At 36.1% G+C, this 14,180-nt stretch carries 16 protein-coding genes; 12 read left to right on the plus strand and 4 right to left on the minus strand.

Going from position 1 to position 14,180, the window contains the following annotated elements:
• The first annotated feature begins 89 nt into the window (after positions 1-89).
• The 7 genes from ASF92_RS07740 to ASF92_RS07770 all read left to right on the plus strand — a co-directional run bounded on the left by ASF92_RS07740 (position 90) and on the right by ASF92_RS07770 (position 7,274).
• Positions 90-1,301 (plus strand): IscS subfamily cysteine desulfurase, encoded by a 1,212-nt coding sequence (locus ASF92_RS07740; protein ID WP_056090387.1) that lies wholly within the window; start codon positions 90-92, stop codon positions 1,299-1,301.
• 122 nt (positions 1,302-1,423) lie between these two features.
• A complete protein-coding gene (iscU, locus tag ASF92_RS07745; protein WP_025142622.1) occupies positions 1,424-1,837 on the plus strand; it encodes a Fe-S cluster assembly scaffold IscU in 414 nt (137 codons plus the stop codon).
• Positions 1,838-1,921: 84 nt separating this feature from the next.
• Positions 1,922-2,248, plus strand: a complete 327-nt coding sequence (locus ASF92_RS07750) for an iron-sulfur cluster assembly accessory protein (protein WP_056090390.1) — start codon at positions 1,922-1,924, stop codon at positions 2,246-2,248.
• Positions 2,249-2,524: 276 nt separating this feature from the next.
• Entirely contained in the window at positions 2,525-4,441 is a 1,917-nt protein-coding gene (locus ASF92_RS07755) for a long-chain fatty acid--CoA ligase (RefSeq protein WP_056090392.1), read from the plus strand.
• A 131-nt stretch (positions 4,442-4,572) separates the two neighbouring features.
• A complete protein-coding gene (locus ASF92_RS07760; RefSeq protein WP_056090394.1) occupies positions 4,573-5,031 on the plus strand; it encodes a MaoC family dehydratase in 459 nt (152 codons plus the stop codon).
• Between the two features lie 216 nt (positions 5,032-5,247).
• The gene (gene lysS / locus ASF92_RS07765) at positions 5,248-6,957 is read left to right on the plus strand and encodes a lysine--tRNA ligase (protein ID WP_056090398.1); all 1,710 of its coding nucleotides are present in this window, start codon (positions 5,248-5,250) and stop codon (positions 6,955-6,957) included.
• A 104-nt stretch (positions 6,958-7,061) separates the two neighbouring features.
• Complete coding sequence (locus tag ASF92_RS07770) at positions 7,062-7,274, plus strand: hypothetical protein (protein ID WP_056090401.1); 213 nt, start codon at positions 7,062-7,064, stop codon at positions 7,272-7,274.
• A gap of 69 nt (positions 7,275-7,343) precedes the next feature.
• On the opposite strand, the gene ASF92_RS07775 is transcribed toward ASF92_RS07770, so the two are convergent.
• Positions 7,344-7,898, minus strand: coding sequence for a pyridoxamine 5'-phosphate oxidase family protein (locus ASF92_RS07775; protein ID WP_056090404.1), 555 nt, complete (start codon positions 7,896-7,898; stop codon positions 7,344-7,346).
• Positions 7,899-8,041: 143 nt separating this feature from the next.
• A complete protein-coding gene (locus tag ASF92_RS07780) occupies positions 8,042-8,581 on the minus strand; it encodes a DUF2892 domain-containing protein (protein ID WP_056090407.1) in 540 nt (179 codons plus the stop codon).
• A gap of 113 nt (positions 8,582-8,694) precedes the next feature.
• Here ASF92_RS07780 and ASF92_RS07785 point away from each other — a divergent pair, with 113 nt between their 5' ends.
• The 3 genes from ASF92_RS07785 (at position 8,695) to ASF92_RS07795 (ending at position 10,475) form a co-directional block, all read left to right on the plus strand.
• Positions 8,695-9,210, plus strand: a complete 516-nt coding sequence (locus ASF92_RS07785; RefSeq protein WP_056090410.1) for a thioredoxin family protein — start codon at positions 8,695-8,697, stop codon at positions 9,208-9,210.
• Positions 9,211-9,294: 84 nt separating this feature from the next.
• Positions 9,295-9,972 carry a uracil-DNA glycosylase gene (gene ung / locus ASF92_RS07790; protein ID WP_056090414.1) on the plus strand — a complete coding sequence of 226 codons (678 nt, stop codon included), beginning with the start codon at positions 9,295-9,297 and terminating at the stop codon, positions 9,970-9,972.
• Positions 9,973-10,040: 68 nt separating this feature from the next.
• Positions 10,041-10,475 carry a GxxExxY protein gene (locus ASF92_RS07795; protein WP_231729767.1) on the plus strand — a complete coding sequence of 145 codons (435 nt, stop codon included), beginning with the start codon at positions 10,041-10,043 and terminating at the stop codon, positions 10,473-10,475.
• A 41-nt stretch (positions 10,476-10,516) separates the two neighbouring features.
• Here ASF92_RS07795 and ASF92_RS07800 read toward each other — a convergent pair whose 3' ends face one another.
• Positions 10,517-10,987: an Lrp/AsnC family transcriptional regulator gene (locus tag ASF92_RS07800; RefSeq protein ID WP_056090420.1), complete on the minus strand. Its 471-nt coding sequence runs from the start codon at positions 10,985-10,987 to the stop codon at positions 10,517-10,519.
• 126 nt (positions 10,988-11,113) lie between these two features.
• Here ASF92_RS07800 and ASF92_RS07805 point away from each other — a divergent pair, with 126 nt between their 5' ends.
• Together ASF92_RS07805 and ASF92_RS07810 are read left to right on the plus strand one after the other, a co-directional pair.
• On the plus strand, positions 11,114-11,776 hold the full coding sequence (locus tag ASF92_RS07805; protein WP_056090423.1) for a metal-dependent transcriptional regulator: 663 nt from the start codon (positions 11,114-11,116) through the stop codon (positions 11,774-11,776).
• Complete coding sequence (locus ASF92_RS07810; protein ID WP_056090426.1) at positions 11,763-13,625, plus strand: Nramp family divalent metal transporter; 1,863 nt, start codon at positions 11,763-11,765, stop codon at positions 13,623-13,625. The genes ASF92_RS07805 and ASF92_RS07810 overlap by 14 nt, the downstream gene beginning before the upstream one ends.
• Here the strand turns inward: ASF92_RS07810 and ASF92_RS07815 are convergent.
• Positions 13,618-14,091, minus strand: coding sequence for a redoxin domain-containing protein (locus tag ASF92_RS07815; RefSeq protein ID WP_056090429.1), 474 nt, complete (start codon positions 14,089-14,091; stop codon positions 13,618-13,620). The genes ASF92_RS07810 and ASF92_RS07815 overlap by 8 nt on opposite strands.
• Between the last annotated feature and the right edge of the window lie 89 nt (positions 14,092-14,180).

The following is a 14,180-nucleotide window of genomic DNA, read 5'->3' on the forward strand; positions in this document are numbered from 1 at the left end:
GCGTGTTTTATCTATAACCTCATAGGGATTATTTATAATTGTTCGAAAACTTTTTTCGTATCTTTGTGATCATAATTAACAGAATAGAGATGAAACAGCCGATATATTTAGATAATAACGCAACTACACCTTTAGATCCTAGAGTGTTGGAAGCGATGCTACCTTATTTTACTGAGAAATTTGGAAATGCCGCAAGCCGTAATCACGCATTTGGTTGGGTGGCTGAAGAAGGCGTAGATTATGCTCGTGAGCAGGTAGCCAAATTAATCGGCTGTACCGAAAAAGAAGTGATTTTTACATCTGGCGCAACTGAGGCTGATAACTTAGCTATTAAAGGTGTGTTTGAAATGTACAAAGACAAGGGTAACCACATCATTACTGCGGTTACTGAACACAAAGCGGTTTTAGATACTTGTAAACATCTTGAAAAAAACGGTGCTCGAGTAACTTATTTAGGCGTTAAGGAAGATGGCTTAATTGATTTAGCTGAATTAGAAGCTGCAATGACACCCGAAACGATTTTGGTATCCATCATGTATGGTAACAACGAGATTGGTGTTATCCAGCCTGTAAAAGAAATTTCTGCAATTGCGCATAAACACGGTGCTTTATTTATGACCGATGCTACGCAGGCAGTTGGTAAAATTCCAGTGGACGTAAATGCCGACGGAATTGATTTGATGGCTTTTTCAGCGCATAAAATGTATGGTCCGAAAGGTGTTGGTGCGCTGTATGTACGTAGAAAAAATCCAAGGGTTAAAGTAACTTCACAAATGGATGGCGGTGGCCATGAACGTGGAATGCGTTCGGGTACATTAAACGTTCCAGGTATTGTTGGTTTAGGTAAAGCCTGCGAGCTTTGTCGTTTAGAAATGGAAAGTGAAGCAATTCGTCTATCAGGCTTACGCGATAAGTTAGAATCGACTTTAAACAAAATGGAAGAGAGTTATGTTAATGGTAATACACAACATCGTTTACCGCACGTAGCAAATATTTCGTTTAAATATGTTGAAGGCGAAGGCTTAATGATGGCAATGAGTGATTTGGCTGTATCATCAGGTTCGGCTTGTACGTCGGCTTCTTTAGAACCATCTTACGTTTTGAAAAGCTTAGGTTTGTCTGATGATTTAGCGCATTCTTCTATCCGTTATGGTTTAGGAAGATTTACCACTGAAGAAGAAATTGACCAGGCAATTGCTGTTACAGAAAAAGCGGTTAATCACTTAAGAGAACTTTCTCCACTTTGGGAGATGTTTAAAGAAGGTATCGACTTGAGTAAAATTGAGTGGGCAGAACACTAAATTAATTTACCATTGTAGGTTGACGAATTACGATTTGAAATCTGCAATACAATAAAATAAAAAATTTAATAATTTACGGTGGAAGTGCATTCTAAAATCGTAAATCTAAAATCTAAAATATCATGGCATATTCAGAAAAAGTAATTGACCATTACAATAACCCACGTAACGTAGGTACGTTAAATAAAGACAGCAAATTTGTAGGCACAGGTTTAGTTGGCGCACCTGAGTGTGGCGACGTAATGCGTCTACAAATCGAAGTTGGAGAGGATAACGTTATCACTGACGCTAAATTTAAAACATTTGGTTGTGGTTCGGCTATTGCATCTTCATCTTTAGCTACAGAATGGTTAAAAGGAAAAACAATTGATGAGGCTTTATCTATCGATAACATGGATATTGTTGAGGAATTGGCCTTACCACCGGTAAAAATTCACTGCTCGGTGTTAGCAGAAGATGCAATCAAATCAGCTATTAACGATTATCGCGTTAAAAATGGCTTAGAAGCAATTGTTTTGGAAAAGTCACACCATTAATAAAAGTAACTAGTATTTAGTATCAAGTATCGAGACGACGGTTCGATTTTTTATCTTGATACTTGATACTCAAATCTTGATACTATGATTACGATAACCGATAAAGCAAAAGAAAAAATAGATCACTTAATGCAGGATTCCGAAATGGGTTCTGATTACTTTTTACGTGTTTCTGTAAAAGGCGGTGGTTGTTCTGGCTTATCATACAATTTAGATTTTGATAACGAGGAGCAAAAAGGTGATCAGTTTTTTGAAGACCGAGGAATAAAAATCGCTTTAGATATGAAATCTTTCCTTTATTTAGCAGGAACTGAGCTGGATTTTACTGATGGTTTAAACGGAAAAGGTTTTAACTTTGTAAATCCTAACGCTAGCCGCACCTGCGGTTGTGGCGAGAGTTTCTCCGTTTAGAATAAAAATAAAAATTATTTTTAAAAGACTCCATTAAATGGGGTCTTTTTCTGTTTAAAATAAACGGAAGAATTTCGCTTAGATAAAGAGGCAGATTGAAAATGAATTTTTGTATTAAATCCGAAATACTAAGCAATTTATAACGATTTTATTTACGGCAATCTCTTAATCTGCGGGTAATTTCCCACTAATATCCTTCGCTAAATCATCAATTTACATTTTTAAACCAAAAAGCCTTATAATTGTTAATTATAACAGCAAACCAAATAACGAGCAATGCCATTAATTAATGAATTTTCAACTGTCGCTACCCTATTGAGAAATGTTGTAAAAAACATTCATAAACCAGAAGATACCTTTTTAATACATAAGCAAGGTACAGAATGGACAGAAGTTTCTTTCGAAGATACCCTGAAAAGGGCCGATGCAGTTTCGGCATATTTCCTTGAAAAAGGAATAAAAAAAGGCGACCGTTTGGGGTTAATGATTGAAAACTCACCTGATTATGTTTATTACGACCAGGGAATTCAACAAATTGGCGTAATTAATGTATCTATTTACCCCACACTTTCTGAACAGGAAGTGGCATACATCATTAATGATTCTGGTATAAAAGGAATTTTGGTAGGGAATAACTTTCTATATCGTAAAGTACTAAAAGTTGCTTCTAATTGCAAAGAACTAAAATATATTATCCCTGCTTTTAAAGATTTTGAAAAAGTAACAATACCTGCAGATATTCATGTTGAGGTAATTGCCTTTTCTGACATTTTAGCTTTAAAACATCAGGTTACGGCTGCTGAAAAAGCTGAAATTGAACAATGCAGAAGTTTGGTATTACCCGAAGATGTTTCCTCGTTGATTTATACATCCGGTACAACGGGCACTCCAAAGGGCGTTATGCTGACCCATTACAATTTTGTAAAAAATGTGGAAGTTTGTCTTCAGCAAATTCCGGTAATCGATAAAACAGAAACTTTCCTTTCCTTCTTACCACTTTCTCACGTATTTGAGCGTACGGCCACCTATCACGTATGTTGTACCCAAGGCTGTAAAATTGCTTTCGCTCAAAGTTTAGAGCTATTAGCAAAGAACATGGGCGAAGTTCGCCCGACTGTAATGAGTTGTGTACCGAGGTTACTGGAACGTATTCACGACAAGGCTATAAAATCTGGAACAGCCGGTGGCGGAACGAAAGCAAAAATATTTACCTGGGCTTTGGAAACGGGCAATAAATACCGGTTAGCCAGGGAAGCAGGTGAAAATCCTGGATTAATTCTGGCTGCAAAAAAAGGAATCGCAGAAAAATTAGTTTTTAGTAAAATAAAGGAAAAAACAGGCGGAAGATTAAAATTTATGATTTCCGGTGGAGCAGCATTACCAAAAAATGTTGGCGAATTCTTTGGCGATTTAGGGATCAAAATTCTTGAAGGTTTTGGCCTAACTGAAACCTCTCCGGTAATGTCGGTAACCGAATACCACAGGCAGGTATACGGAACTGTAGGCAGGGTTATTCCAGGAATTGAAATTGGCATTCAGGATGTAGAATCCAAAGAAATTATAAACATTCAAACTCACGAAACTTTTAATGAAGGATTTGAATGTGCCGAAGGCGAAGTAATTGTTCGAGGGCACTGTGTAATGAAAGGTTATTTTAATAAACCTGCTGAAACCGCAGAAGCTATTGATAAAGACATGTGGTTTCACACCGGAGATATCGGTCGCTTTTATAAAGGAAATTTACAAATCACGGATCGTTTAAAAAACATGATTGTAAATGCTTATGGAAAAAACGTTTATCCTACCCCAGTGGAAAATATTTACCTGAAAAGCCCCAAGATCGACCAATTATTTTTAATTGGAGATAAACGGGAATTTATTACAGCCATTATTATTCCAAACAAAGAAACCCTGGAAGAAACTTTCAATTTGAAACCAACTTTCTTTGAAGAAGCTGACCCATTTATTCAAAACAGAGAAATCATGGAATGGATGGAGCAGGACATTAAGAAAATTTCTAACGAACTGGCTAAGTTCGAGCGGATCAAGAACTTTAAGATTAAGAGAAATCCTTTCAATATTGACGAGGGTGAAATTACGCCAACGATGAAAATAAAACGAAGAATCGTAGAAAAAAAATACGCTGGTGCGATTAACGAAATGTACGAAGAAGGTGTGGAAGCAGAAAGCTAAACTTAATTTCAATAATTAAAATCAAATTATCTAAATTTTCTCAGTCTTACTTAATTTATTTATCTTCCGAACCAAACTTAAATAAATAGGGCTTGCGTTAAAACCTTCCATTAAAAAAAGGGCATTATTTTATGGTGATAATTAATAGTTTCGAAGAGTATAAAGCATTTTTAGGTTGCCAGATAGGTTCATCAAACTGGCATAAAATCGGACAGGACCAAATTAACAAATTTGCAGAAGCAACCTTAGATTTTCAATGGATTCATACGGATCCGGAAAAGGCTAAGGAAAAAAGTCCGTTTGGCTCAACGATAGCTCACGGTTACCTGACTCTATCATTGATTCCATACCTGTGGAAACAAATCGCAGATATCCAGAACGTTAAGATGGAGGTAAATTACGGCATCGAATCATTTAAATTTAACAAACCGGTTCTGGTAGATGATGAGGTTCAATTGCGGGCAAAACTTATTGCAATTTCAGATCTAAGGGGTATAACAAAAGTTGTTATCGAAGCCAATCTTGATATCAAAGGGCAAACGAAAACAGCGTATACAGGCAATGTAGTATTTCTATACCATTTTAAATAAAATATTTTATTTGATTGCTGCTAAAATTATCTTGTAAATCGATCTGTTCTGAAGATTCTTTATACACCGTTCCCTTGCTCTAGACCGCATTCTATTCAAATGTATCTTACGCGTTAAAATTAATCAGCAAGCCTCAGTTTATATTTCCATCATCACTGCAATTTTACTATTATTAAACATCTTGCAAATTTCTTACTTTTGCAAAAAATACCCGAAATGAGTATAGGATTATCAGAACAAGAAATATTGCGACGTGAGTCGCTGAAACAGCTGCGCGAATTAGGTATTGAACCTTACCCTGCAGAATCATATGAAGTAAATGCATATGCTGCAGACATTAATGCAAACTACGAAAAAGATAAAACCGCTTACAAGACAATCAGTATCGCAGGAAGATTAATGACCCGTCGAATTATGGGCAGTGCATCTTTCGCTGAATTACAGGATTCTACAGGCAGAGTTCAATTGTATTTAAAGCGAGATGATCTATGTCCTGACGAAGACAAAACTTTATACAATACTGTTTTCAAGAAGCTTTTAGATCTTGGAGATTATATTGGCGTGAAAGGCTATGTTTTTACCACGCAAACAGGGGAAATTTCTGTTCACGTTACAGAATTCACAGTTTTAGCAAAATCATTACGTCCTTTACCTGTTGTAAAACGTGATGACGATGGCAATATATATGATGGTTTTACCGATCCGGAATTGCGTTACCGCATGCGTTACGTGGATTTAACAGTAAACCCGGATTATAAGCAAATTTTCATCAAACGCAGTAAAGTAATCAACTCGATGCGCAACTATTTTGATGAACAAGGCTGGATGGAAGTGGAAACACCAATTTTGCAGCCAATCCATGGTGGTGCTGCCGCTCGTCCGTTTGCTACACACCACAACACGTTAGATATGCCTCTTTATTTGCGTATTGCAAATGAGTTGTATTTAAAACGTTTAATTGTCGCTGGCTTCGATGGTGTTTACGAATTTGGTAAAATGTTCCGCAATGAAGGAATGGATCGTACGCACAACCCGGAATATACATCAATGGAAATCTATGTAGCCTACAAAGATTATATCTGGATGATGGCTATGGTTGAAGAATGTCTGGAAAAAGTTGCGATTGCTACCAATGGCTCGGCTGTTGTTACCGTCGGCGAAAATCAAATTAATTTTGAAGGCCCCTACGAAAAACTGACCATGTATGAATCAATCCAAAAATACACCGGAATTGACGTTTCTGCCATGACAGAAGAAGAATTAGCAAAAACCTGTGCTTCACTTAATATCGAAACAGATTCAACAATGGGCCGTGGTAAATTGGTTGATGAAATTTTCAGTGCGAAGGTTGAAGCTAATTTGATTCAGCCTACCTTCATTACGGATTACCCTATAGAAATGACCCCGCTGGCTAAAAAACATCGTTCCGTAGAAGGCTTAGTCGAGCGTTTCGAAATTTTTGTCAATGGTAAAGAAATTGGAAATGCTTACTCAGAACTGAACGACCCAATAGATCAAAAAGAGCGTTTTGTAGATCAATTGAAACTCGCCGACCGTGGTGACGCAGAAGCGATGGCGATGGATGATGATTTTGTTCGTGCCCTGGAATACGGCATGCCTCCGACCTCAGGCTTAGGATTTGGTATTGATAGGATTGTAATGTTAATGACCAACCAAAGTACCATTCAGGAAGTTTTATTCTTTCCACAGATGCGCCCGGAGAAAAAGAAAATAGAGTTAACACCAGAAGAGACTGAGCTGTATGCCTTAGTTAAAGAAGGAGAACAAATTTTGTTAACTGATGTTAAAAATAAGCTAAGCGACTGGAGTAATAAAAAGTGGGATACTACTTTAAAAGCCTTAACCGGAAAAGGAATTTTTAAGGTTACAAAAAATGATGATGGTCTTTTTTTATCGCATAAATAATTAAGCGGTTAACACAAAAATAACATAAACTTAAAAGGCTTGCTAGCAATTATTTAGCAAGCCTTTTCTATATTTACAGCAATCGACATAAAAATCATTGCATCATGAATACGTCAAGTTTAGAAATTACAGAAAGAGAATATTGCATAAAATTAAGCAAAGAGGCCTTTGATCTATCTTTAGTTCATCAATTAATAAAAAGAATTCAAGCTGAAGCTTTCTTTTTTAAAAGAGCAGAAGCTGAAGAAGATGATATTTTAAGTAAGAGAAATCAGCGGGAAGAGTTTGAAGGCTTTGATTATCTTGGTGATAAATAGTCGGTTAACAGTTAATTTTTGCAAATTAGATAAAAACCATTAACTGTTAACCGATTTAAACATATGTATTTAATCAATATCTAAATTTCCCTCAACAGAATCATCCATTGTTTTACCAGTAATTACCGAAGCGGCCATTTTTAAGAAAGCCACAGCAGTTCCATGTTTCGTATCCCAATAATAACCTTCTGAAGGGATGACCTTAATTAAGGTGATATTTGGATCGTCTTTACCTCCCTGAAACCAGGTTTTGATAAAAGGACTCCAAAGCTCATCAATTTTTGCCTGGTCTCTACTAATTTCTGAAATACCGTAAATGTTAACAAAACCAGAGTGAGCGCCGGCCTGAAATAACAAATGAGTAAATGGATCGCTTGAAATTTCTTCATTTTTGTGACTATCCTTCATGCTCATAAACCATATGTTACCTTCATCATCTACCTGCTGAATAGCCATTGGCCTGATAGATAATGGTACACCTGTTTTTATATTGGTGCAAAAAAAACAGCTTTCAGCCTTATTCGCCAAATCCCTCAGTTTTTCAACGGCGTCTTTTCCGCCCAAATCTTTAATGTTATCTTCTTCCTGAGTATTGTTAGTACTACCTTCTTGTGATGTTGCCATATATATAATTTTACATATACTACAAATCCAAATTGATTTTGGTTTTAGACAATTTGGTAATGAAGAATAAATCCGGATTATACACAAACCGAAAACGCCACTTCTAACAAAAGAAGTGGCGTTTTTTATTGACGTAGTAAATTCTATCTGTAGCGAACTTGCTGTTGCTTATCCATCATACCCATCTGATCTTTCATTTGCTTAATCTGATCGGCCAGCAGTTTATTTTTATCTGCTTTTTTTGCCTCTGCCAGATACATCGTAGCTTCACGTTTATTTCTTTTCGCCATTGCAATACCCGCTAAACTTAATTTGGCCAGCGCAACATTGTGTTCCATTTGCATGCCTAAACTGAGTGCAGCTTTAAAATACTTCTCGGATTTCATTGGTGCAGTTCTGCTTTCGATTAAGCCAACAAGTAAATTATAATAGCCGTGTTGAAGTTTGATAAGTTGTTTCTCGTAATTCGTAATTCTATCTAAATACATTTTAGCTTTGGGCATGTTGTCTTTTCGAAGAAACCATTGTGCTAAAAGCATATTCTCATTAAAAAAATAAGTAATCAGTACAATTATACCCAGTAGAATGGCAACAATTCCCCATGGCCAAAAACCGAAAATAAATAAAGCTACAGCACCACCCAACAATACAAAACCCGCAATTAATCTAATAATATTTGGCATAAATTTTATTCTAAATTATTCTTTTTTGCAAATATCGTGTTTAAATGGCATAAATTAGATTTTAAAACAATAATTTCATTAAAAATTACAAAATTAAAAAAGCAACTTATAATATGAAATACCCACTTTCTATAATCCTAATTATCCTAGCCATGAATGTTTCTGCACAAGAAGTAAATAAAAAAATCCACGATACGGTCCACAATAAAGATATTTTAATTAACGCCTGTACCCGCGAAGGTGTGGTTGCTTTTCCTGAATTTAAAGAACTCTACGAACCCTTGTATGCCGCTTACATGCCTGATGCAGCTACAATGATTGAATTGAAAAAATTGGTCAAAAAAGAACACGTTAAAATTGTTTTCGGAAGCTGGTGCAGCGATAGCAAAGTAAATGTGTCTAATTTTCTCAAGGTTTTGGATGCATTACAATTCAAAGAAAAGAATACCGAATTCATCGCCGTCGATGGCAACAAAAAAGCGGAAAATGGTATAATTGACGGGCTGGATATTAAAATGGTCCCTACCTTTATCATCTATGATAAAAAAGGTAAGGAATTAGGTCGGATTATCGAACATCCGAAAACAACTTTAGAAGGAGATTTTCTGGCCATCCTTCAGAAATCGTAAACTTTATCTTTCAAATTTCGTTGTATTTGTACACCTATAAATAAATATCATCGTCAACTACATTCCCCATTATCTCGATTTAATATGTCTGCTGCATTGGAACCTGGCTGGTTAGCCGTTTTAGAAGAAGAGTTTGAAAAAGATTATATGAAAAGCCTGAAATCTTTCCTATTGGAAGAAAAAGAAAAAGGCTATACAGTATATCCAAAAGGAACCGATATATTCAATGCACTGAATACAACACCTTTTGATAAAGTTAAAGTTGTCATTTTGGGTCAGGACCCATATCACGGCATTAACCAGGCACACGGTTTATCTTTTTCTGTACAAAAAGGGGTGGCTGTCCCACCCTCACTAAAAAACATATATAAGGAACTAGAAACTGATATTGAAGGATTTAAAACACCTCTGCATGGCAATTTGATGCATTGGGCAGAACAGGGCGTTTTACTTTTAAACGCGACATTAACTGTTCGTGCTTCGGAGGCGGGTTCCCATCAAAATCGTGGATGGGAAATATTTACAGACCAGATAATCAAAGCACTTTCAGAGAAACGTAAGCATATTGTTTTTTTATTATGGGGTAAATATGCCCAGCAAAAAGCCGTTTTGATAGATGAGAAAAAGCATTATATTTTAACGGCGGCTCACCCCTCTCCTTTTTCAGCCTACAATGGCTTCTTTGGATCGAAGCATTTTTCGAAAGCAAATCAGTTATTGGTGCAAAATAATTTAGCGCCTATTGACTGGAAAATTCAATAAATTTCACCACCTTAGACACCTAAGAAAACCTTAGTAAAATCATTTAAATCATCCCTAAAGTTTTAAACTTGATTGATTTAGACATGATTAGCAAAACATTTATTGACAATTTAGAATATAAAGTTACAGGTGCTTGTATCGAAGTTCACAAGCTGCTAGGCCCGGGTTTGTTAGAAAGCGTTGATCATAAATGTTTAATAAGAGAACTTCAGATACAAAAAATTAATTTTAAGTCAGAACAATCAATTATCTTACCTTACAAAGGTATTTTATTAGACAGTGAACTACGCGCTGATTTATTTATTGAGAACTGCCTGATTTTAGAATTGAAATCAGTTGAATCAATTCTTCCTATACATGAAGCTCAAATCCTTACTTACATGAAATTATTAAAAGCCCCAAAAGGGTTATTAATAAATTTTAATTGCACCAATATTGTTCAAACAGGCAAAAGAGCGTTTGTCAGTGAATTTATGTATAACATTGATAAACAGAATAATTGAATAGCCTTAGATGTTCTTGGATGTCTAAGGTGGTGAATAGCCTAGTACTCCAAAGGCACTATCGGTTCCTTTTTAGTTGTCGACATGATCATCATGGTTTGAAAAGTCTTCACAACGGAAATTTTACTTATTTTGTCCATTATTAAACGTTCGTAAGATTTAATGTCTTTTACATAAACTTTTAAAAGAAAATCTGCCTGACCGGTAACGTGGTGGCATTCCGTAATTTCCTTAATTTGGTTTACTTCATCCAAAAAGATTTGAATGGTGTTGTTCTTATGAAAATCCAACTGAATTTGTATAAAAGTTTTTATCCCTAATCCAAGTTTCTCTTCATCAACCAAGGCGTGATAGCTTTTGATGTATCCTGCCATTTCAAGTTTACGTACACGTTCTAAAGTAGGCGCCGGTGAGAGGCCAATTTCCTGAGATAATAAAAGATTGGTAATTCGACCATTCTCCTGTAAGATTCTTAAAATTTTAAAATCAATTTTGTCTAATTCAGATGCCATATAAATCCAAAGGTATTGAGAACACAAACATAACCAAATTATATTCTAAATTTTAACATAATTTATCATATATATTTTAAAGAAAAATTTTTAGATTTACCTAAAAATAAATTTAGGTAAACACAAATGCGAAGTTTTACTGAAGAGAATTATCTTAAGATAATTTATCATTTAGCTGAAAAAACAAATAACGTACAGACAAATGCAATTGCTGAACAAATTCAGACAAAGCCGGCTTCCGTTACAGATATGATAAAAAAACTAGCCGAAAAGGATTTGGTCGACTATGTTAAATACCAGGGTGTTACTCTGACAGAAAAAGGAAAACAGGCCGCTGTAGACATTGTAAGAAAGCACAGATTGTGGGAAGTTTTTTTGGTAGATAAGCTTAATTTTAAGTGGGATGAGGTACATGACGTCGCCGAAGAGTTAGAGCATATCAAGTCTGTTGATTTAATTGAAAGACTGGATGAATTTTTGGGTTTTCCGAAATCAGATCCCCATGGAGATCCTATTCCTGATAAACATGGAAGATTTGCAAAAACACAATTCATAAAATTAACAGAGCTTAAAATTGGTGATGGCGGAACAATTACAGGAGTAAGTCAACACAGTTCTGCTTTTTTAAAACACCTTGAAAAATTAGGTTTAACACTTGGCAAACAAATCGAAGTATCTGATGTTACGGATTTCGATGGTTCAGTAGAAATCTTAGTTACCGGCAAACAAATTAATATTAGTAGAGAAGTTGCAAAACATATTTTAATCAGCACCAATGGCAAAAACTGAATCGCTAAGTGAAGTACATCAGAGTGTAAATACGGATAAGCGAAAAGGATGGCGCAGAATTTTATCCTTTATTGGTCCTGCTTACCTGATAAGTGTCGGTTACATGGATCCCGGAAACTGGGCAACTGATTTAGCAGGTGGAAGCAAATTTGGTTACCAGCTTATCTGGGTATTGTTGATGTCTAATCTCATCGCCCTGTTGCTTCAATCGCTAAGTGCCCGTTTAGGGATAGTCCGGGGTTTGGATCTGGCCCAGGCGTCGAAGCATGCATATCCCCGTTGGGCAAATATTCCTTTGTTCGGATTGGCACAGCTTGCTATAATTGCTTGTGATTTGGCAGAAATAATTGGCATGGCGATCGGTTTGCAATTGCTTTTCGGCTTACCATTAATCTGGGGTATTTCTATTACCATCTTTGACACAATTTTATTGCTTTTCTTATTAAATAAGGGGATGAGGGCAATGGAGGGCTTTATCGTGTCGATGGTATTTATAGTCGGCATTTCGTTTTTGGTAGAAATGTTCATTGTTGAACCATCCCTTAAAGAAGTCGCAAAAGGATTTGAGCCATCATTGTTAAGCGGAGATGCACTTTATATTGCAATAGGCATCATTGGTGCGACTGTTATGCCACACAATCTTTACTTGCACTCCTCCCTTGTACAAACCAGAAAAATAGAACGAACTACGAAAGGAATAAAGGAAGCGCTAAAATTTAATTTGATAGATACAACCGTTGCTCTAAATCTAGCATTTTTTGTAAACGCTGCCATTTTAATCCTGGCTGCAGCCGCTTTTTATAAAAACGGTTTACATGAAGTGGCTGAAATTCAGGATGCACACAAACTGTTATCAAATATTTTTGGAAATGTTGCGCCAACACTTTTTGCTATAGCATTAATCGCAGCCGGACAAAGCTCTACTGTAACTGGTACGCTCGCGGGGCAGATCATTATGGAAGGCCATATTAACTTGAGGATTCAACCCTGGTTAAGAAGATTAATTACTCGTTTATTGGCCATCATTCCTGCCTTCTTCACCATACTTCATTATGGAGACGATGCTTTGGGCGGCTTACTGGTACTTAGCCAGGTTGTGCTAAGTTTACAACTTGGTTTTGCAGTCATCCCTTTAATTCATTTTACTTCAGACAGGAAGCAAATGAAAGATTTTGCCATAAAAACCTGGGTAAAAGTTTTGGCTTGGGGGAGCGCTTTATTAATTATCGCATTAAATGTAAAGCTCGTTATTGAGGAGATCTCAGGATGGACAAAGGATGCGAATTCCTGGTGGATTTATGTATTTGTGCTTCCAGCAGTAGTTGGGGTTACTTTGCTCATGCTGTATGTCTTCTTTCATCCATTGATAGATAAGCGCAACCTTAACCGGCAATTGGTCCCTCATGGTAATGCCCTCGATATTGGAAAGATAGATAAGATTAGTTATCAGCGCATTGGAATCGCGGTAGACTTTTCTAAAAACGATAGAAACACAATCAGGCATGCGCTTATTCAAGGGGGGAAAGATGCACAGTACTACCTGATACATATAGTAGAAACAGCAGCAGCCCGTTACCATGGAGATATTGTTATGGACCATGAAACTAAAAGCGATGCAGAGAACCTGGAAAAATATAAATTAAACCTTGCAGATTTGGGTTATAGTGCAATCGGTGTTGTTGGATTTGGTGGAACGGCAAAGGCAATTGCAGCCATTAGCAATAAAAATAACCTAGAACTACTTGTAATGGGCGCACATGGGCATAAAGGCTTGAAAGACCTGATTTTTGGAACCACGGTTAATTCTGTACGCCACAAAGTGAATATTCCTGTATTGATTATTAGATAGACTTTAACACTTTTTTAATGCCGCCGTCTCCATTACTGTAAACCAATAATTTACCAGACGGAGAATAAAGATACATTGCCGGATATTTGGTTGGTAAAAATGTCGGTATAAAAGTTCTGTTTTTGTCCTGAAGTACCGTAACATTTGGCTTCAAATTCAAACCGGGAGCATAAGAACTAAAAAACTTTTTTATGGAAACAGGTTCATCGAGTGTTATCATTAAAACACTAACGTTTTTAAACTTGCTATATGCATTGTTTAATTCCTTTGCTTCTCTCTGGCAGTGCTCGCAGGTACAATCAAATAGAATAAAAAGCGTTTTTTTAGATTGATTGATGTTTACATTGGAATATGGTTTACCATCCAACTTGAAAAATTTGAATTGAGGCAGATAAGTCGGTTGTTGCGCATTTGCAGTTACCGCAAAAAATACGATTAAAATTAAAAACAGGTTTCTTAACTTCATATTGGTAAAATAAATTCAAACTTAAATTTTTAATGTCGAAAGCAATAATAATAATCTAGGTTTTACAAAAGATGAACAAAATAGCAATA

Source organism: Pedobacter sp. Leaf176, from assembly GCF_001424305.1.
GTDB lineage: Bacteria > Bacteroidota > Bacteroidia > Sphingobacteriales > Sphingobacteriaceae > Pedobacter.